The organism is Nitrogeniibacter aestuarii (genome assembly GCF_017309585.1).
Lineage (GTDB): Bacteria > Pseudomonadota > Gammaproteobacteria > Burkholderiales > Rhodocyclaceae > Nitrogeniibacter > Nitrogeniibacter aestuarii.
Genome location: NZ_CP071321.1, coordinates 3291147 through 3311002, shown reverse-complemented (window position 1 = coordinate 3311002; position 19856 = coordinate 3291147). Strand labels below are relative to the sequence as shown.

Sequence of the window (19856 nt, the reverse complement as noted above, 5' to 3'; positions counted from 1 at the left end):
AACAGTAAAAAACGGGCCGCTGATGCGGCCCGTTTGCGTTGCCCCGCGCACCTGGAGGACGGCGCGCGGAACGATGCTCAAGCAAGCATGTCGGCCCAGATGTTCTTGGCCCAGGACATGGCGGTTTTCGCTTCGAGCTGATTGGCCGCGGGCGACAGGCCGCCCGAACCGTCCACCTTGAGGAAGGTGTGCTTCTCGGCATTGAACTGATGAACGGAAGCGACATGCACCACGTTCTTCGGATCCACGAAGCTGTAGCAGGTGTTCATCACCACCGGGGTCGGATTCGGGTCCTTGCCTTCGAGCAGCCGAATGATCGCCGCCGCAGCCACTTTCGCGTGCTGGTTGGCCATATGCCCGGACTTGGGCATGCCCGGTGCCGGGAAGGCCGCATCGCCAATCACATGGACGCCCGGGACATCCTTGACCTCGGTGGTCAGCCAGTCCACGTTCACCCACAGGCCGTTGATCAGGTCCGAGCCGATCATGCCGGCGACCGCGCCGGCGCGTTGCGGCGGAATCACGTTGAGCACATCGGCCTTGACGCTTTCGAAGTCCATGACCGCGGTCTTGGTGGCCACGTCCACCTCGAGCAGGGCGTTGTTGGGTCGGTATTCCAGGATGTCTTTGTAGTGCGTCTCCCAGGCCTTGCGGAACAGGGCCTTCTTCGACTGGATATCCTCATTGGCATCGAGCACGATGACCTTGGATTTGGGCTTGTGCTGTTTGAGGTAGCTGGCAACGAGGCAGGCGCGCTCGTAGGGCCCCGGCGGGCAGCGGTAGGGCGCCTTGGGGATGTGCATGGCGAAGACGCCGCCATCCGGCATGTCTTCGAGCTGCTTGCGCAGAATCACCGTCTGCTCCCCGGCCTTCCAGGCGTGCGGGATCTTGTCTTCATTGCCTTCGAGTCCGCCGATCTTGCTGCTCATGAAGTCGATGCCCGGTGAAAGCACGAGGCGGTCGTAGCTGAGCGTCTCGCCATTGTCGAGCGTGACCTTCTTCGCGCCCGCATCGATGCCCGTGGCCGAGGCCTGAATCACCTTCACGCCATGATTCTTGACCAGGCCGTCATAGCTGACGGTGATGTCTTCCATCTGCTTCTCGCCGCCGATCACCAAGTTGGACATGGGGCAGGAGACGAAATGCGGGTTGCGTTCGACCAGGGTGACATCAACCCCGCCATCGCTCCACATACGGAGGTATTTGGCGGCGGTGGCGCCACCAAACCCGCCGCCGATGACCACCACGTGGCCGAGTTTCTTGCCGGATTCAGCCATGGCGGAGAAGGGGGTGGCCACTGTGGCTGTCGCCGCTGCGGACAGGCCTGCGGTCTTGAGAAAACTGCGTCGATTCATCATTCGGTTTGCCTCCCGCTCACTTCTGGGCCGAGAAATACTCGGTAATCATGTCGAGTTGTTCCTTGGTGTAGCCCTTGGCGATCTGGTGCATGATCGTGGCGGGTTTCTCCCCCGAAGCATATTCGTCAAGCTTGCGCAGCAACTTCTCCTTGGACTCGCCGGCAAGGCTCTCGGTGCCCCCCTGGCTGTGGCCGTTCGTACCATGGCAGTTAGCACAGGTGGCGGCAAGATTGCGCGCCAGATCCGGGTCCTGCGCCTGTGCGCTGATAGCGCTCAGTGCCAGTCCGGATGCGATCAGCATGTGTGTGAGTCTCACGGAATCTCTCCTCTTCTTCTGGGTGTGGACGGGCTCGGTGAAATGACCGAAACCGGCGTGCCTGCTCGCTTTCAGCGGTTCTCCATGATGGCATGCGGTGACTTGGACCATGCGCTCTTTTTTTAACCAATACCCGGCTTGGGAGGGAAAAGCATCTTGCGCCGCAACAATATTAGCCATTGACTATATAAGCATTTACTCATAAATTGACATGGATCAATGTCGGAGAAAGCGATGGACGCGCAGGGGAAAGTCTTCGAGCAAGTCGCGGGCTATTTCAGTCTGTTGTCCGAGCCGACCCGGTTGAAAATTTTGCACCGGCTTTGCGGTGGCGCCTGCTCGGTCAACGACCTGGCGGGAGCGACGGGCCTGACCCAGGCCAACACCTCGCGACACCTGAATCTGCTCTACCGGGCGGGGGTGGTGGACCGGGACCGCGACGGCGCTCAGGTGTTCTACCGAATCGTGGATCCCAACCTCGTGGGAATGTGCCGGCCCGTGTGTCTGGCCATTGCCGGGAGGGGGGATCTGCCGGAGGAAGAGCGCCAAGCGTTGATGCGCTGGGTTGATGAAGAGAAAAGGACCTGAGTCCGAATACACCGGAGATGGGGGAGAGAAACACAATGTCGCATGATGATATGCGGGCGGGGCGGATTCGCCGTGCGCCTGAAAACTTCCTGACCGAGGGGCAGATCGCCGACGTCACCAAGGGAAGAAGAGACTTTCTGCGCAAGGCCTTTCTGACGGCCAGCGCAGCCGTGGCTGCGCCTGGTGTGGCACTGGCCGCAAAAGGCGAGGATGCCATCCTCAACCTGCCGCCCTGGTCCACCAGCCTGGGCAAGCCGGTGGCCGCGAACCCGTACGGCGTGCCCTCGCAGTACGAAAGCAACCTGGTGCGTCGCGAATCGCCGGGGCTGACGCGGGTCGGCGGTTCTTCCGTCGCCTTTGCACCGCTGCAGGGCCTGTTCGGCATCATTACGCCCTCGGGCCTGCATTTCGAACGCCACCACCAGGGCTGGCATGACATCGACCCGGGGCAACACCGGCTGATGATCAATGGCCTGGTGAAGAAGAACATGGTGTTCAACATGGACGACATCATGCGTTTGCCGTCCGTGTCGCGTATCCACTTCATCGAGTGCGGTGCCAACACCGGGATGGAGTGGGGCAACGTGGCGGTGCCGACGGTGCAATACACCCACGGCATGTTGTCCTGTTCTGAATTCACGGGCGTGCCGCTGCGTGACTTGCTCGAATACTGTGGCGCCGACTTCAAGAAAGGGCGTTACATCCTCGCCGAAGGCGCGGACGGCTCGTCCATGACCCGAACCATCCCCATGGAGCTGGTCGAGTCGGGCGAAGTGATCGTGGCTTACGGTCAGAACGGCGAAATGCTGCGCCCCGAAAACGGCTACCCGTTGCGCCTCGTGGTGCCGGGTGTGCAGGGCGTGTCGTGGGTCAAGTGGTTGCGCCGGATCGAAGTGGGTGATCAGCCCTACGCCGCGAAGGATGAAGCGGTGCACTACATCGACATGATGCCGGACGGACAGCATCGCCAATATACCTCCACCCAGGAAGCCAAGTCGGTGATCACCAGCCCCTCGGGCGGTCAGATCCTGCTGACCAAGGGCTTCTACAACGTGACCGGTCTGGCCTGGTCGGGCAAGGGCAAGATCAAGAAGGTGGATATCTCCACCGACGGCGGCATCAACTGGCAGCCGGCACGCCTCGAGACGCCGGTGCTGTCCAAGGCATTGACCCGCTTCAATTTCGAGTGGAACTGGGATGGCAAGCCCTGCATTTTGCAGTCGCGCGCCACTGACGATACCGGCTTCGTGCAGCCGGGCTACGGCCAGTTGCGCGAGGTGCGCGGCACCAAATCGATCTATCACAACAATGCCATCCAGTCCTGGAAGGTCATCGAAAGCGGGGAGGTCAGCAATGTTCAGGTTCTCTAAGACACTGCTGGCAGCCGCACTCGTTGCCGGCGCCATGAATGTCCAGGCGTTTGAAGGCCTTGGCCGGGAAGCCACGCCTGACGAGGTGAAGGCCTGGGACATCGACGTACGCCCCGATTTCAAGGGCCTGCCCAAGGGCAAAGGCAATGTCGATGAAGGCATGGCGGTGTGGGAAGAGCGTTGCGAGGTCTGTCATGGCACCTTCGGCGAATCCAACGAGGTGTTTACCCCGATCGTAGGCGGTACGACCGAGGCTGATGTGCAGTCCGGGCATGTGCTTGCACTCAAGACCGGCTCGACGCCCCAGCGCACTACCTTCATGAAGGTGGCGACCATCTCGACCCTGTTCGACTACATCCAGCGCGCCATGCCCTGGACGGAGCCGAAGTCGCTCAAGCCGGACGAGGTGTATGCCATCCTCGCTTACCTGCTGAACCTGTCCAACGTGGTGCCGGCGGACTTCGAACTGTCGGACGAGAACATCGCCGAGGTGCAGAAGCTCATGCCCAACCGTAACGGCATGACCACCGACCACGGCATGTGGCCGGGCAAAGGCATGGGCAACGGCGGCAAGCCGGACACCAAGAACGTCGCTTGCATGAAGAACTGCAAGAAGGAAGTGGTGATCGGTTCGACCCTGCCGGACTATGCCAACGATGCCCACGGCAACCTGGCCGAGCAGAACCGCCTGGTCGGTGGTGTGCGCGGCAAGGTCACCGGTGAGCAGAAAGAGGCTGCGCCAGCGGGCGAATCCAAGGCACCTTCGGCCGAGTCGCTGGCCAAGGACAAGGGGTGCATGGCATGCCATGCGGTTGACAAGAAGTTGGTGGGGCCTGCTTATACTGATGTGGCGAAGAAGTACGCCGGTCAGGCGGACGCAGAAGCCGTGCTCACCGACAAGGTCAAGAAAGGGGGTGCCGGCGTGTGGGGGACCATTCCCATGCCACCGCAGGCACATGTCAAAGATGAAGAGATACAGGCCATCGTCGGATGGATTCTGAATGGCGCGCAAGCGCAGTAAAGCAAACTCATCGGAAGAGGAGAGAGGAATGAACCAATCACGTAGGGATGCGCTCAAGGCCGGCGCCGGCATGGGCCTGTTCGGCCTGCTGGTGGCCGCAGGCCTGATGAAGCCGGAAATTGCACGCGCCGAATGGAACAAGGTCGCTTTCGAGGCCAAGACCCTGGAAGAGGCGCTCAAGGCCATGGGCGCGTCTGACGCGGCCGAAAGTGGTGACGTGGTCATCACGGCTGCCGACATTGCCGAAAACGGCGCCGTGGTGCCGGTGGGCGTGACCAGCAAGATGGACGGCACCCAGCAGATCGCCATCCTGGTTGAAAAGAACCCGGCTGCCCTGGCCGCCACCTTCACGATTCCCGCAGGGACCGTGGCTGACATCTCCACGCGCGTGAAGATGGGCCAGACCTCGGACGTGTATGCCGTGGTCAAGGCGGGCGACAAGTTCTACATGGCCAAGAAAGAAATCAAGGTCACTCTCGGCGGCTGCGGCGGCTGATCGGCACACCGGACAAGGAGATTTGAAACATGGGTAACCCGATGCGAATCCGCGCCACCATGGAAGGTGACGTGACGACTGTAAAAGTGCTGATGAACCACGTGATGGAAACCGGTCAGCGCAAGGGCTCGGACGGTAACAAGATTCCGGCTCACTTCATTACCGAACTGACTGCCAAGCACAACGACAACACCGTGCTGATGGCCAACTTCGGCCCGTCCGTGTCCAAGAATCCGTACCTGAAGTTCGACTTCAAGGGCGGTGCGGCCGGCGACAAGGTGACAGTGAGCTGGGTCGACAACAAGGGCGACAGCCGCGAAGACTCCACCGTCATCAAGTAAGTGGACTCTGTCGGGAGGCGCGGCAGACGTCGCGTCGCCCCGAATGCATGGCCCAACGCCTGACCTCAATTGAGGAGGAGAGAGATATGAAGAAGCGACTGCTGAGTGCCGTTGCCGCTGCGCTTGCCCTGGCAGCCACCGGTGCATGGGCGGATGCCAACCAGGACAGCCTGGACGAATACCGTGAAATGCTCGCGGACGGCAACCCGTCTGAACTGTGGGAAATGAGTGGCGAAGAGCTTTGGACCACCGCACGCGGGCCAAAGAACGCTTCGCTCGAGAAGTGTGACCTCGGCATGGGGCCGGGCGTGGTGAAGGGGGCTTACGCCCAGATGCCGCGTTACTTCAAGGACACCGGCAAGGTTCAGGACCTGGAAAGCCGGTTGATGACCTGCATGGACGCACTGCAGGGCATCGCGCCGGACAATTTCATCAAGGGCAAGTGGGGCCAGGATGAAATGGAAAAGATGGAGCAGATTGTCGCCTACGTGGTCGGTCAGTCCAACGGCGCCAAGGTCAAGGTGAACATGAGTCACCCCGAAATGAAGCGCATGTACCAGCTGGGCGAAGAGGCTTTCTTCTATCGCGCCGGCCCCATGGACTTCTCCTGCGCCACCTGTCATGGCGATGACGGCAAGCGTATCCGCATGCAGGGGCTGCCGAACCTCACCAAACATGAGGGCGCCGCGGCCGGGTGGACCACATGGCCGGCTTACCGTGTCTCCAACGGTCAGTTCTGGACCATGCAGCACCGTCTGAATGATTGCTACCGCCAGCAGCGCTTCCCCGAGCCGATCTACGGTTCTGAAGTGACCCAGGCCCTGTCGGTGTACATGGCTGCGAAAGCGAATGGCGCCAAGATGGCGACCCCTGGCATCAAGCGCTGAGGAGACTGCGATGAAAACCAAGATGATGTGGATCGCACCGCTTGCGCTGGCGGCAGGTGTGGCTTTTGCGGGTGACGGCGACTATGCCGACTTCAAGCAGATGATGGATCACTCCTTCAAGAGCAAGGGCATTGCCGAGAAGCACCGGTTGTACCAGCTCGACTTCCAGAAGGAATGCTCCGGGACCGAGATGCCGGGCAAAGAGCGCATGGCTCAGATCGAGGCGGCGCAACTGGCGACGGTGAAGTATCCATCCGATGGCAAGTACATGGGTGACTGGCAGGCGGGCGAAAAGGTTGCCATCAGTGGCAAGGGACTGACCTGGAAGGACAAGGCCGACGCGGTCAACGGTGGGGGGTGCTACAACTGCCACGAGTTGAGCCACACGGAAATCGCCCATGGCACCATCGGCCCGAGCCTGAAGGACTACGGCAAGCTGCGCGGCAATTCAGAGGACGTCCTCAAGTACACCTGGGCGAAGATCTACAACGCCAAGGCATTCAACGCGTGCAGCCTGATGCCGCGTAACGGGGACTCCGGCCTGCTGACCGAGAAGCAGATTCAGGACGTCATGGCCTTCCTGCTCGATCCGGAATCGCCGGTCAACAAGAAACCCTGACTTTGGCCCACAGGTCCGGCCCCGGCCTGCCGCCGCCCAGTCTCCCTCTGGCGGCGGGCCGGACGGCCGGACTTTTTTTGCCTGAAGGACTCTACCCATGAGCATGAACCGCAGAGAATTCCTGCAGATGCTGGCGATCGCCGCTGCCGGTGGCATGACCCTGCACAGCGATTTCGTGCGCGCCGAAAAGGCCGCTGACAAGCTTTACGACGCGCCGAAGTTCGGCAACGTCAGCCTGCTGCACATGACCGACTGCCACGCGCAGTTGCTACCCATCTACTTCCGCGAGCCGGATGTGAATCTGGGCATTGGCGATATGCGTGGCAATGCACCGCACCTGGTGGGCGATGCGTTCCTGAACCATTTCGGCATGCCCAAGGGCGGCATCGAATCCCACGCCTTCACCTACATCGACTTCGAGGCGGCGGCGCGCACCTACGGCAAGGTGGGCGGCTTTGCGCACCTGGCCACCCTCGTCAAGCGCATGAAGGCCAGCCGTCCGGGGGCACTGCTGCTCGATGGTGGCGACACCTGGCAGGGCTCGGGCACCGCCCTGTGGACCAACGCGCAGGACATGGTCGATGCCTGCAAGGCGCTGGGCGTGGACGTGATGACCCTGCATTGGGAATCCACCTACGGTGCCGAGCGTGTCAAGGAAATCGAGGAGAAGGACTTTGCCGGGGCCATCGATATCGTGGCCCAGAACGTGAAGACCACCGATTTCGAAGATCCGGTCTTCAAACCCTATGTGATCAAGCAGATCAACGGTGTGCCGGTGGCCATCATTGGTCAGGCCTTCCCCTACACGCCGATTGCCAACCCGCGTTACTTCACCCCCGACTGGAGCTTCGGTATCCGTGACGACAACATGCAGGATGTTGTCGAGCAGGCCCGTAGCGAGGGTGCCCAGGTGGTGGTGGTGCTGTCCCACAACGGTATGGACGTGGATCTGAAGATGGCCCGCCAGGTGACCGGCATTGACGTCATCTTCGGCGGTCATACCCACGACGGTGTGCCCAAGCCCAGCATCATTTCCAACGCCGGGGGCAAGACCCTGGTGACCAATGCCGGCTCCAACGGCAAGTTCCTCGGTGTGATGGATCTGGACGTGCGTGACGGCAAGGTGCAGGACTTCCGTTACCACCTGATGCCGGTGTTCTCCAACCTGCTGCCGGCCGATCCGGACATGGCCGCGTACATCGAGAAGGTGCGCGCGCCTTACCTCGACAAGCTCGGCGAGAAACTCGCGGTCACCGAAGGGCTGCTGTATCGCCGCGGGAACTTCAATGGTTCGTGGGATCAGCTCATCCTCGACGCCCTGATGGCCGAGAAGAACGCCGAAATCGCCTTCTCGCCCGGCTTCCGCTGGGGCACCACGCTGTTGCCGGGTGACACCATCACCATGGAACAGCTGCTCGATCAGACCGCCATCACCTATCCGTACACCACCGTGACGGAGATGAAGGGCAGCATGATCAAGACCGTGCTCGAAGATGTCTGCGACAACCTGTTCAATCCCGACCCGTACTACCAGCAGGGGGGTGACATGGTGCGCGTGGGCGGGCTGCAATATGGTTGCGACCCGAGCGCCGACATGGGCAAGCGGATCTTCGACATGCGTCTGAACGGCAAGCCGATTGACGCCGACAAGACCTACAAGGTGGCTGGCTGGGCGCCGGTGGCCGAAGCGGCCCGCGACGCGGGTGGCGAGCCGGTGTGGGATACGGTCGCCCGATATCTGCGGGCTCAGAAAACGATTGCGCCGCGCCAGCTCAATCTGCCCACCCTCAAAGGCGTTGACGGGAACCCCGGCATGGCCTGATTGCAGCAGATTCTTCTGGAATTCGGCAGCCTTCGGGCTGCCGTTTTTTTGCGGGCGTTGGCCACCCGTGATTCAAGTTTGCCTGCAGGCACGCCGTTGATGAGGGGCGAAGCCACGGCTTTTGATCATCAGGATCGGACAACACGTGTTCAACACATCACCAAGGGAGCGAGCATGTTGATGGATGAGGTCGCGGACGCGGCCGAGATTACCGGAACGGTGCTCGTTGTTGACGATGTGGCCACCACGAGGGCGCTGCATCGGGGGCTGCTCGCGCGCCAGTTCGACGTCCTGACGGCCAGTTCCGGTGCCGAGGCGCTGGAGACCTGCCGGCGCCACCGACCCGATCTGGTGCTGCTCGACATCTCGATGCCCGGCATGGATGGTGTCGAGGCCTGTCGGCGCCTGCGCGAATGGACCGACGTGCCGGTGATCTTCGCGACAAGCTACGAAACCCTCGAAGAGCAGATGCGGGCCTACGACGCGGGTGGCAGTGACATCATCGTCAAACCGGTCAAGCAGCAGATTCTCATGCGCAAGGTGGCGCTGGCCATCCGGCAGCACCAGTCGGCAAAGGCACTCAAGGCAGAGAAGCAGACGCTGCACGAGATGGCCATGCAGTTTCTTTCCAGCGTTGGCCAGAAGGGGGCTCTGCTCAACTTCATGCGCGCCAGCGTCGGGTGTCGTTCCCATGAGCAGCTGGCCAACAAGCTGTTCGAAGCGGTCTCCGAGCTGGGTCTTGAGTGCAGCGTGATGCTGCGACACACCGAAGGGACCACCTATGCCTCTGCCGGCGGTGAAGCGACGCCCATCGAGCGGCGCATTCTCGAACAAACCGCCTCCCTCGGCCGTTTGTTCCAGTTCAAGCGTCGCCTGGCGGTCAACTACGATCATGTCTCCATCGTCGTGGCAAACATGCCCGATGAGGAGGAACACGCCGAGGAGGCCGGCCGGATCCGCGACAACATGGCGATTCTGGCGGAAATCACGGAAGCGCTGTGCGAGAACGTGGACATGCGTCGAGAATCCGTACAGCGCACCGAGCAGCTTCAGGTGGCCTGGGGCGGCACGGTGGCCGCGGTCGAGTCATTGCGGACGAACTACCTGAAGATGCTGGGCGATACCCGAATCCTGCTGCATGAACTGGTCAGCAAGGTGGAGCGCGGATTTCACTGGCTGGGCGCAAGTGAGCCGCGCGAAATCGAAATCAGCAATGAGCTCAATGATTCGATCCAGGCGATTCTGGGCTTGCTCGCCGAAGGCGGTGATTTCGACCAGCGCTTCGAGCAGGTGCTTGACGCGCTCAAGCAGGCCAGCCCGGCTGACGATGTGGAATTGTTCTGAATCGAATGCCTGATGAGGTCAGTCGAGTGACTTCATCCAGAAGGTCATTGGTTTGGGCGATTCCGCGCTTTCACCGATCTCCTTCCAGGAAAAGCAGGTGCTGAGCACCGGCTGTTTCCGGTAGCCCCGGTGCTGCCAGAATGCGTCGAGCGGCATATAGTCGGCCGGTCGTGCAGGATGGTCGTCCGGACGTTGAACCCCGCAGAAGCAGGTAGCCTTGAATCCCCCAAGTGACCGGGCGTGGTCCTCGCGATGCTCGAAGAAGGCAACCCCGGCGCCCTGGCCGCGGTACTGCGGCAGCAGAACCGATTCCCCCAGATAGAAGATGTCTTCAAGCGTGTGACCCGCGCGCTCGAAAGGTGCTCGCACCTCTTCGGTTTCTTCCACCAGTGGTATGCCCGTCGACGCGCCCACGATGGCGTCTCCGTCCCACGCAAGCACGACGACACTGCCGGGTGCTTCGACATAGGTCTTGAGATAGCGGGACTCGTAGGCCATGTCGCCATCGTAGAGATACGGCCAATCCCGGAACACGCGGATGCGAAGTCGTGCCAGGTCGTCTGTATAGGTGAGCAGTTGCGGGCCGCTGTGCCGTTCAATACGCAACATGTGTCGTCCTCAGTGATCGTGGTCGAGATCAATTGAGAAATGGTGGCTCGCAATCCGGAAGCCTTCCCGAAGATAGAAACGGTGCGCATCGAATCGTTGTACGCCGGAGTCCAGATGCAGTTGCCGACAGCCGAGTGACCGTGCGTGCGCCTTGAGCCAAGACATCATGCATGTGCCGGCGCCGATCGAACGCCCGCGTGCGTCAGTCACCAGGTCGTCCACATACAGGCTCTTGCCCCACGCGAGCTTCTCCTGAATGACAAAGCCCGCCACGCAAAGCACATTGCCGTCATCGTCGCAGGCCGCAGCGATTCGGTATCCCATGGTGTCGATCTGGCGCCGAAGCTGTTCGATCAAGCCGGATTCAGTGAACTGAGGGCGCAATTGAATGAGAATCCGCGCCACCGGTTCAAGGGAGGCATCGCGTTCGAGTTGATGAACTTGCATCACAGTCTCTCTTCAGTGAGTCAGCCGTTCTCCCTGGACGGGCGTAAAGGCGCCGCGGGATTCGGTCCAGAAGCGGAAGGGAAGCGAGATCGGTTGGGCACCTCCGTTCTTCTGCACGACAAAATGCAGATGCGGTCCGGACGAATAGCCACTGTTGCCCGATCGACCGATTTCCTGACCGGCCTTGATGCGTTTGCCCGGTGCCAGCGTATTGGAAAAGCTGTCCAGGTGGGCATACACCGCCCAGGTACCATCGTCATGGAGAATCCGCACGTAATTGGCGCGCATGAGTTGGTCTGCCGCCGGGGCGCCTTCGCCGAAATAACGCACGTTATCGATGACCCAGCCATCGCGGGCCGCAAGCACTGGCGTACCGCGGGGCAGGGTGATATCCACGGCGTCCTTTGCCTGAACTGTGTCGTGTGTGGTGAGCTTGCCACCGGGGGCCTGGCCTACAACGTACGAGGCACCGGGCGGAAAGGGCAGAAGGTAGCGCGCATCGGGATCGTGCACCGCACGCGGGTCACCCACCGTCTGGCGGGCTCGCCAGCCAATGCCCTGTCGTCCGGGCCGATCCGCAAGCTGAATGCGCGTCAGCGTGGTGGTGCTTCTCGGGGGCGCGACCGTCTTGAGCAAGCGGCCGCGGTCACTGCTCGCGCCGCCGCTCAATTGCAACTGGATGTCGAGCGCAATGGGGGCGACACTGCCGTTGTGAGCGAGCAGAAGGTATTCCTGACCTGGTTGTTGTTTGAGTTCCAGCTTGACGAGATCGGCGGCTGCACTGGCCAGCCCGGCGTACAGCACGCCAAGCGCGATCAGGGGACTGAGACAGAAGAGGCGTTGCTTGGGTGTCATGGGCTGAGTCGATGTCGCTCAGCCCGAGCTTAAACGGTTTTGGCGCTTGGCGTCTCAGCCGAGGATGTCCATGCCGACACCGACCAGGCCAATGGCGAGAATCAGCGCCAGTGCGCCGCCGACGCCACGTTGCCAGTTGGCGTTCTTGTGCTCACCGTTGATGAGAGCGTGAATCTGGGGGCCGAACGTCAGTTCGGCGATGCCGATCATTGCAAACAGGGCTGGAACGGCCATGGCAGCCAGGCGCAGCGGCCCTTGCTGGCCGGCGTCGCCCACATTGTGGGTTGATGCGACCAAGGTGACCAGCACCAGTGCGGCACCGGCGCCAACGACCTTGATCAGACCGTGGAATCGAGGACTCATTCTTTCGTCTCCACTCATGAGAGGGTTTGAGCGTTACGCATGATGCGTGTTGAGCCGGAATGTAACCCTTTATCTCTTACGCGGATGTGAAATTCTTTGCCTTTTGGCCCCACTCGTCGGGTCTGAAATCAAAAATGACAATTGCGTGATAACTATGTCTCGAATCGAGCGTTATTTTTCCGCCAGCAGGGGTGTCCGTGCCAGGCGGCGGGCATTGGCGCCGGCCTTCTGATGATAGGGCGCCAGCCCTTCATAGAGCACGCGGTTGGCGGTCAGATGAGGCGTGGCGAGGGTATGCCACCACGAGCTGGACCCACCGAGCCACGCCAGCCACATGGTCTGTTGTACCGAGACGATTTCTGCCCACATGGCCAGCCAGGATTCGGTCATTGCCAGCTGTTTTTCCAGCACCATGCCCAGAAATTCCTCTCGATCCTGTTCGCTGGGTTGATGGGCGGCAAGTGCAAATCGTGTCAGACGATGGCCGATCACGAAAGGCGCATCGATGCTCAAATCGCCCAATTGGCGAAAGGTCTTGGTGTGGGGCATGGGGTTCTCTGGTGGTGCGCAATACAGCGAAAACTGCTTTGAGGCAGATATCACTTAAGCGCTAAGGGGGGCATTGTGACCCACCTTTGTCTGATCGGGAAAGCAGTTTCCGCACTAAAGTGCGACAAGCGACTCAGGGAGCGACAGCCGCTGCGTCCGCCGTATCGACCATCAGCCGGGCGCGATTGTCTGCGCGGCGGTCAAACCACCAGTCGGTCAGTCCGGCACCGACCCACATGCCCAGCAAGGCGATCCATGCAGTGAGCGAAAAGATCGATGCGCCGGAGACGCCGTTGCCGACGGCGCAACCGCCCGCCAGCATGCCGCCAAAGCCCATGAGCATGCCGCCGGCAATGTAGCGACGCATCGAAGGGCCGTCCTTGAAACCTTCGAGTTTCAGCTCCCGTGCGAAAAGGCCTGCAAAGAAGGAACCAAACACCACCCCCGGGAGCAGCCCGGTGTCGAAATCGATGGATTTGCCTATCGGCACGAGTACCAGCATCAACATGTCGGCCGATGGCCCGGTGAAGCTAAGGCTCTGAGTCGCCACCGGGTCGAAGGCCTGGCGCCCGACCGAGTATGTGCCCAGCCACGCAAGCGCGACGGCCAGACCCACACCGAGTCCGCCGATGATCCAGCGCAGGGGCAGTTTGTGGCGGCGGACCAGATGAATGCCGACGGCCAGCCACGCGAAACCGAAGGCCATGCCCCCCACATGATTGAGGTGGAAGGCGGCCAGCAGGTCGCGCGCGGTACCGCCCTCGATGGTCCACAGGCCGGAGATCCAGGTGCGCACGGGGGCGAGGGCGCCGCTCATGGCCGCTTGCGCCGTGACGGCAAAGATCAAGCCGGTGAGCAGCGCGCGCAGATTGCCGTTGGCGGCGAGAATGAGCATGCGGCTGGAGCAGCCACGGGCGAGGATCATGCCGATGCCGAACAGCAAGCCCCCGAAAAGCGCGCCTGACAGGCTGCCGCGCGCAGACAGCTGACGGGCCGTGTTGGTATCGAGCCAGCCGAGCGCAACGAACAGTTGGGTGCACACGACCGCTGCGGCAAAGGCAAGTAGCCACACGGAGAGTTTTTCGCCCCAGCTGCCGCGCCAGAACTCGATGACCGCAGAGCGCAGGCAGAAGCGGGACTGTTGCGCCATGACACCGAAGAGCAGGCCGGCAGTGAGTCCGAATCCGGCGACGACCGTGCGTTCGCCGAAAGTGTCGAGAAGCGGGGTGATATCCATGGATGGCAGCCTGGTGATTACTGCGCGCCTTTCAGCGCTTCCTGTTCCATCTGTATATAGACGTTATAGGCGTTGAGGCGGTTGGCCGCCTTGAAGGCGGGCAGCTTGGCCCATCGGGACCAGTCGGCAGCTTCGTAAGCGGTGTCGAAATCGGTCAGGTCGGCGACGGCATCGCCCATCTGACGCCGCAGGTCGAGCAGGTAGTCGCGGGTCAGGGTGATGCCGTTCTGCGGCGTCTTGCTGGCATGACCATGTCCGGGGACGACGACCTTGGGCTGGGTATCGAGCATGCTGTCGAGGGCCTTGAGCCATTGCCGGGTGTTCGCATCGCCCACGAAGGGGACACGGCCATCGAAGAACAGGTCACCCGAGAACAGGACGCGGTCGTTTTCCACCAGCAGCATCATGTCGTCCGGGGCGTGGGCGCCATGGGCGTCGATGAGTCGAAAGCGCACGCCCCCGCGCTCGAACGCCTCTCCAGCGTCCAGAGGGCGGTCGGGTGCGACCAGATGGGTGTCTTCATTGACCCAGGGGAACAACTCTTCCTGGCGCTGGGCGAGTCGTTGCCTGGCGATGTCGCTGGCCAGGTAGATGGCGGCGCGCTTGTTCGCCCACACCTGTGCGCCGAGAGCCTTGAAGGCCTGCAGTCCGTAGATGTGGTCGGCGTGGTAATGGCTCACCACCACCAGCTTGATCGGCTTGTCGGTGAGCTTGCGGATCGCCTCGATCATGCCTTGCGCCAGTGCCGGTGTGCCGAGGGTGTCGAAGATCACCACCTGGTCATCGGTGATGACAAAGCCGGCGTTGGACATGAAGCCCTTGTTGGCGGCCGAGGCCGCGCCCGATTCGCCCTGGAAATACCAGGAGTGCTCGCCGATCTGGATCGGGGTGAGCGTGATGGCGTCGTCTGCCTGCGCCAGGGGGGCACAGGCGATGCCCAAGAGCATGGTGACAAGACCGAGAAGGGCGCGCAGTGAATTCATGATGCGGTGACCTCAGTTTGGACCGTGGAGGCATCTTCGGGGAAACGATTGCGGAAACGGAGTTCTTCCGGGTAGGGAAAGAAGTCTTCCACGTGACCGGCTTCGATCTGGGCCTGCGCACTCTTCCAGAACTTGGGCGTGAGCAGGTCTTTGTGATGCTTGATGAAGGCCTTTCGAATGGGCATGCGCCCGAGCAGGAAGGTGGCGAACTCTTCGGGGAAGATGTCCCGCGGGCCCGCCGAGTACCAGGCTTCGCCCGACATCTCCATCTCGGGGTAGGGGGCGGGCGGAATGGGGCGGAAGTTGCAGTCGGTCATGTACTCGATCTCGTCGTAGTCGTAGAACACGACGCGACCGTAACGGGTGACGCCGAAGTTCTTCCACAGCATGTCGCCCGGGAAGATGTTGGCGATGGCCAACTCGCGAATCGCGTTGCCGTATTCGCGCACCGCGTGCTCGGTTTCGACTTCGTCGGCGCCTTCGAGATACATGTTGAGTGGGGTCATGCGCCGTTCGATATAGAGGTGACGGATCACCACCGAGTCACCGTCCAGTTCGAAGGCCGAGGGGGCGAGGTCGGTCAGTTCCTTGAGCAGGTCGGGATGAAAGCGCGACAGGGGCAGGGCGACCTTGGAGAATTCGAGCGTATCGGCCATGCGGCCCACCCGGTCCACATGCTTGACCATCAGGTATTTCTTCTTGACCGTGGCGCGGTCCATGTTCTTGGAACTGCCGAACACGTCCTTGATGATCTTGAAGACGTAGGGGTAGGAGGGCAGCGTGAACACCAGCATGACCAGCCCGCGGATGCCCGGCGCGACAATGAACTGGTCGTTCGAGTGGCGCAGGTGGGCAATCAGGTCGCGGAAGAACATCGTCTTGCCCTGCTTGCCCAGGCCCAGCATGGTGTACAGCTCGCTGCGCGGCTTGTTGGGCATGATCGAGCGCAGGAACTGGACATAGCCCGAGGGCACTTCCATATCCACCAGAAAGTATGCGCGCGAGAGCGAGAAGAGGACCGAAATCCGCCAGGCATCGAGCAGGATGGTGTCGATGTAGAGCTTGCCTTGCTCGTTGTGTCGAACGGCGAGCGCGAACGGGTATTCCTGATAGCCGTTGATGGCCTTGCCGATGATGTAGGCGGTCTTGTTTCGATAGAAGGCCGAATACAGCACCTGGATCTGGAAGTTGACCTCACGGTCAGGCAGTTCGCTCTTCAAAAAGGCCTCGACTGCCATCGAGACGTGTTGCACGTCCCGGTCAAGGTTTTCGAAGGGGCGCTGCCAGTCAAAGTCCTCGATGATCTGTTTGACGGTGGCCCGGAAGCCGTCCTTGTGCAGGTAATAGCTGGTGTAGACCGGCGGGAACGATTCGATGTACTCCACCGACACGGTCGGGCGGGTGAAGATGTAGTCGTTGTTGAAATAGGTGCGATGCAGGATCTTGCAGCACACCGAATTGAAGAAGGTTTCGGCCAGCTCCGGTTGCTTGTGGTTGATCAGCATGCCGATGAAGTGGAGCTTGACCTGCTGCCAGGTGGCGTCATCGAGCGAGTCGGCGTCGAACTCGCGCCGCAGGCGGGCAACCGTCTCTTCCACGCGGTCGTCGTAGAACTGAACCCGGTTGCGCACGGCGGTCAATTGACCTTGCCAGTCGGCGGATTCAAAAAGGTCCTTGGCGCGTCGGCTCGTGTCGCGAAAGATCCGGTAATGCTTGTTGAAGCCTTCGATCAGTGCGTGGGCGATGGCCTGGGCGACCGGCGTTTCTCCCGAAGCGACCTCCATGCGATCTCCTGTGATGTGTCCTGAGCCGATCAGGCTATCTCAGCGTATGGCGAACCTGAACCAGATCAGCGCATTTTAGCATTCTCTAACATAGCCGCGGGAGATCTGTCTTATATCTGATATTTCACAATGAGGAATGAGATTCCATTAAGCGGTATACGCTATAATCGGATCTTTCCGGGATCACCGGAGGCGTGCGTGAGCGCATGACACAGCCCGACTGGCCAGCGGAGCAGCATGATTCACAGGGCCGGCGGGGAGAACCAGGTCAATCCACTCAGGAGAAGGCCTCCGGTTCTGCCTTTGGACGAGGCGTCAGACCAAGCCAGGGCGTCATGACTCGACCGGCCTTTCCGGACCGGATGTATCGCTGTCCGTCACGGGGCAGCCAATGTCAGACCATCGGGCCGACACAACCTTGAGGGAGGTTTTCCATGACGTCGCGTCAACCCACGATCATCTACACGCTTACTGACGAAGCTCCGCTGCTCGCCACGTATTCCCTGCTTCCCATCATTCGAAAGTTCACCCAGCCGGCCGGCATCAATGTCGCCGAGAGTGACATTTCCGTCGCCGCCCGCGTGCTGGCCGAATTCGGTGAGTTCCTCAATGACGATCAGAAAGTGCCGGACAACCTCGCCGAGCTCGGTCGCCTGACTCTCGAGCCCGACACGAACATCATCAAACTGCCCAACATCAGCGCCTCGGTGTCGCAGCTCAAGGCATGCGTCAAGGAGTTGCAGGACAAGGGCTACGCGATTCCGGATTTCCCGGACGACCCCAAGACGGACGAAGAGAAGGCGCTGCGCGTCCGCTTCGGTAAATGTCTCGGTTCCGCAGTGAACCCCGTTCTGCGTGAAGGCAACTCCGACCGCCGCGCCCCGGCCGCCGTCAAGAACTACGCGCGCAAGAATCCGCATTCCATGGGCGAGTGGAAGCAGTGGTCCCGTACCCATGTGTCTCACATGCACGAGGGCGACTTCTACCATGGCGAGAAGTCGATGACCCTCGACAAGGCGCGCACCGTACGCATGGAACTCATCACCACGGGCGGCGAGAAAGTCGTGCTCAAGGACAACGTGCCCTTGCTAGACGGCGAGATCATCGATTCGATGTTCATGAGCAAGAAGGCGCTGTGCGATTTCTACGAAAAGGAGATCGAGGACTGCCGCGAGGCCGGCATCCTGTTCTCCCTGCACGTGAAAGCCACCATGATGAAGGTCTCGCACCCGATCGTGTTCGGCCACTGCGTCAAGATCTACTACAAGGATGCTTTCGAGAAGCACGGCGAACTGTTCGACAAGATCGGCGTGAATGTGAACAACGGCATGGTGGATCTGTGGGACAAGCTCAAGACCCTGCCTGAGTCCATCCGCGATGAAGTCATCCGCGATCTGCATGCCTGCCAGGAGCACCGCCCTGAGCTGGCCATGGTTGATTCGGCCAAGGGCATCACCAACTTCCACTCGCCGAACGACGTGATCGTGGACGCCTCCATGCCGGCGATGATCCGCTCCGGCGGCAAGATGTGGGGTTCGGACGGCAAGCAGTATGACTGCAAGGCCGTGATGCCCGAATCCACCTTTGCCCGTATCTATCAGGAGATGATCAACTTCTGCAAATGGCACGGCAATTTCGACCCGGCTACCATGGGGACCGTGCCGAACGTCGGCCTCATGGCGCAAAAGGCGGAAGAATACGGCTCGCACGACAAGACCTTCGAAATGGCTCAGGCGGGCGTCGCCAATATCACCGACGTGGCCACGGGCGAGGTATTGCTGTCCCAGACGGTTGAAAAAGGCGACATCTGGCGCATGTGCCAGGTCAAGGATGAGCCGGTGCGTGACTGGGTCAAGCTGGCCGTCAATCGTGCCCGCAACTCCAATACGCCGACCGTGTTCTGGCTCGATCCGTATCGCCCGCACGAAAACGAGCTGATCAAGAAAGTGAAGCTGTACCTCAAGGACCACGACACCACCGGTCTGGACATCCAGATCATGTCGCAGGTGCGAGCCATGCGCTACACCCTCGAACGCGTCGTGCGTGGCCTGGACACCATCTCGGTGACCGGCAACATCCTGCGCGACTATCTGACCGATCTGTTCCCGATCATGGAGCTGGGCACCTCGGCCAAGATGCTCTCCATCGTGCCGCTCATGAACGGTGGCGGCATGTACGAGACCGGCGCTGGTGGCTCCGCGCCCAAGCATGTGCAGCAGTTGGTGGAAGAAAACCACCTGCGCTGGGATTCGCTGGGCGAATTCCTGGCGCTGGCCGTGTCGCTCGAAGAACTGGGCATCAAGGAAGGCAACGACAAGGCCAAGATTCTGGCAAGTACTCTCGATGCCGCCACCGGGAAACTGCTCGATGCCAACAAGTCGCCCTCGCGCCGCACTGGCGAGCTGGACAACCGCGGCAGCCACTTCTACCTGGCCATGTACTGGGCTGAAGCCTTGGCTGCCCAGGAGGATGACGCGGAACTGAAAGCCTACTTCGCCCCCCTGGCCAAAGAACTGGCTGCCAATGAAGCCAAGATCGTGGCCGAACTCGAAGCGGTGCAGGGCAAGGCGGTCGATATCGGTGGCTATTACATGGCCGATCCGGAGAAGACCAAGGCGGTCATGCGCCCGAGCCCGACGCTCAATACGTTGTTCGCGGCCTGAGATGTAGCGCGCTTACCCATTCATGCTGTTTTCGCCCGACCGAGTGTCGGGCGTTTTTTTGTCCGGGGGCATCGGCGGGTCGGGAGAACGATTCCGGTTTTTGGGCGATAATGTGTGACGGAATGCACACGGAGTGCGGTGCATCCGCGTCCAGCGGCGAGAGCCTCAGGGTTCTCGCGCGTCGGCGGTCTGGCTGCCGAATGT

The 19856-nt window shown here is 61.1% G+C and carries 20 protein-coding genes; 10 read left to right on the top strand and 10 right to left on the bottom strand.

Going from position 1 to position 19856, the window contains the following annotated elements:
* Positions 1-77 precede the first annotated feature (77 nt).
* A complete protein-coding gene (locus tag J0W34_RS15425; RefSeq protein WP_227817617.1) occupies positions 78-1358 on the bottom strand; it encodes an NAD(P)/FAD-dependent oxidoreductase in 1281 nt (426 codons plus the stop codon).
* A gap of 16 nt (positions 1359-1374) precedes the next feature.
* Positions 1375-1674 (bottom strand): c-type cytochrome, encoded by a 300-nt coding sequence (locus tag J0W34_RS15420; protein WP_407941102.1) that lies wholly within the window; start codon positions 1672-1674, stop codon positions 1375-1377.
* Between the two features lie 234 nt (positions 1675-1908).
* Between J0W34_RS15420 and J0W34_RS15415 the strand changes: the two genes are divergently transcribed.
* The 9 genes from J0W34_RS15415 (at position 1909) to J0W34_RS15370 (ending at position 10162) form a co-directional block, all read left to right on the top strand.
* Complete coding sequence (locus J0W34_RS15415) at positions 1909-2262, top strand: ArsR/SmtB family transcription factor (RefSeq protein WP_227817616.1); 354 nt, start codon at positions 1909-1911, stop codon at positions 2260-2262.
* Positions 2263-2297: 35 nt separating this feature from the next.
* Positions 2298-3632 (top strand): sulfite dehydrogenase, encoded by a 1335-nt coding sequence (gene soxC / locus J0W34_RS15410; RefSeq protein ID WP_230969370.1) that lies wholly within the window; start codon positions 2298-2300, stop codon positions 3630-3632.
* Positions 3616-4653, top strand: coding sequence for a c-type cytochrome (locus tag J0W34_RS22295; protein ID WP_331001523.1), 1038 nt, complete (start codon positions 3616-3618; stop codon positions 4651-4653). The genes soxC and J0W34_RS22295 overlap by 17 nt, the downstream gene beginning before the upstream one ends.
* 28 nt (positions 4654-4681) lie before the next feature.
* Positions 4682-5149, top strand: coding sequence for a thiosulfate oxidation carrier protein SoxY (gene soxY / locus J0W34_RS15395; RefSeq protein ID WP_227817614.1), 468 nt, complete (start codon positions 4682-4684; stop codon positions 5147-5149).
* 29 nt (positions 5150-5178) lie between these two features.
* Positions 5179-5490 (top strand): thiosulfate oxidation carrier complex protein SoxZ, encoded by a 312-nt coding sequence (gene soxZ, locus J0W34_RS15390; RefSeq protein WP_227817613.1) that lies wholly within the window; start codon positions 5179-5181, stop codon positions 5488-5490.
* A gap of 86 nt (positions 5491-5576) precedes the next feature.
* Positions 5577-6377 (top strand): sulfur oxidation c-type cytochrome SoxA, encoded by an 801-nt coding sequence (gene soxA / locus J0W34_RS15385; RefSeq protein WP_230969369.1) that lies wholly within the window; start codon positions 5577-5579, stop codon positions 6375-6377.
* 10 nt (positions 6378-6387) lie between these two features.
* Entirely contained in the window at positions 6388-6996 is a 609-nt protein-coding gene (gene soxX, locus J0W34_RS15380) for a sulfur oxidation c-type cytochrome SoxX (protein ID WP_227817611.1), read from the top strand.
* A 97-nt stretch (positions 6997-7093) separates the two neighbouring features.
* Positions 7094-8818, top strand: coding sequence for a thiosulfohydrolase SoxB (gene soxB / locus J0W34_RS15375; protein WP_230969368.1), 1725 nt, complete (start codon positions 7094-7096; stop codon positions 8816-8818).
* 174 nt (positions 8819-8992) lie between these two features.
* Positions 8993-10162: a response regulator gene (locus tag J0W34_RS15370; protein WP_227817609.1), complete on the top strand. Its 1170-nt coding sequence runs from the start codon at positions 8993-8995 to the stop codon at positions 10160-10162.
* A gap of 18 nt (positions 10163-10180) precedes the next feature.
* On the opposite strand, the gene J0W34_RS15365 is transcribed toward J0W34_RS15370, so the two are convergent.
* From J0W34_RS15365 to aceK, 8 genes are all read right to left on the bottom strand, one after another.
* On the bottom strand, positions 10181-10771 hold the full coding sequence (locus J0W34_RS15365; protein ID WP_230969367.1) for a GNAT family N-acetyltransferase: 591 nt from the start codon (positions 10769-10771) through the stop codon (positions 10181-10183).
* Between the two features lie 9 nt (positions 10772-10780).
* Positions 10781-11218, bottom strand: coding sequence for a GNAT family N-acetyltransferase (locus J0W34_RS15360; protein WP_230969366.1), 438 nt, complete (start codon positions 11216-11218; stop codon positions 10781-10783).
* Between the two features lie 12 nt (positions 11219-11230).
* A complete protein-coding gene (locus tag J0W34_RS15355) occupies positions 11231-12073 on the bottom strand; it encodes a M23 family metallopeptidase (protein WP_230969365.1) in 843 nt (280 codons plus the stop codon).
* Positions 12074-12127: 54 nt separating this feature from the next.
* A complete protein-coding gene (locus J0W34_RS15350) occupies positions 12128-12436 on the bottom strand; it encodes a hypothetical protein (protein WP_230969364.1) in 309 nt (102 codons plus the stop codon).
* 171 nt (positions 12437-12607) lie between these two features.
* Positions 12608-12985 (bottom strand): polyhydroxyalkanoate granule-associated phasin, encoded by a 378-nt coding sequence (locus J0W34_RS15345; protein WP_230969363.1) that lies wholly within the window; start codon positions 12983-12985, stop codon positions 12608-12610.
* A gap of 133 nt (positions 12986-13118) precedes the next feature.
* Positions 13119-14222 (bottom strand): YeeE/YedE family protein, encoded by a 1104-nt coding sequence (locus tag J0W34_RS15340; protein ID WP_230969362.1) that lies wholly within the window; start codon positions 14220-14222, stop codon positions 13119-13121.
* Between the two features lie 17 nt (positions 14223-14239).
* A complete protein-coding gene (locus J0W34_RS15335) occupies positions 14240-15205 on the bottom strand; it encodes an MBL fold metallo-hydrolase (RefSeq protein WP_230969361.1) in 966 nt (321 codons plus the stop codon).
* Positions 15202-16989, bottom strand: coding sequence for a bifunctional isocitrate dehydrogenase kinase/phosphatase (gene aceK / locus J0W34_RS15330; protein ID WP_230969360.1), 1788 nt, complete (start codon positions 16987-16989; stop codon positions 15202-15204). Before aceK ends, J0W34_RS15335 begins: the two co-directional genes overlap by 4 nt.
* A 434-nt stretch (positions 16990-17423) precedes the next feature.
* Here aceK and J0W34_RS15325 point away from each other — a divergent pair, with 434 nt between their 5' ends.
* On the top strand, positions 17424-19652 hold the full coding sequence (locus tag J0W34_RS15325; protein WP_230969359.1) for an NADP-dependent isocitrate dehydrogenase: 2229 nt from the start codon (positions 17424-17426) through the stop codon (positions 19650-19652).
* The last annotated feature ends 204 nt before the right edge of the window (positions 19653-19856 follow it).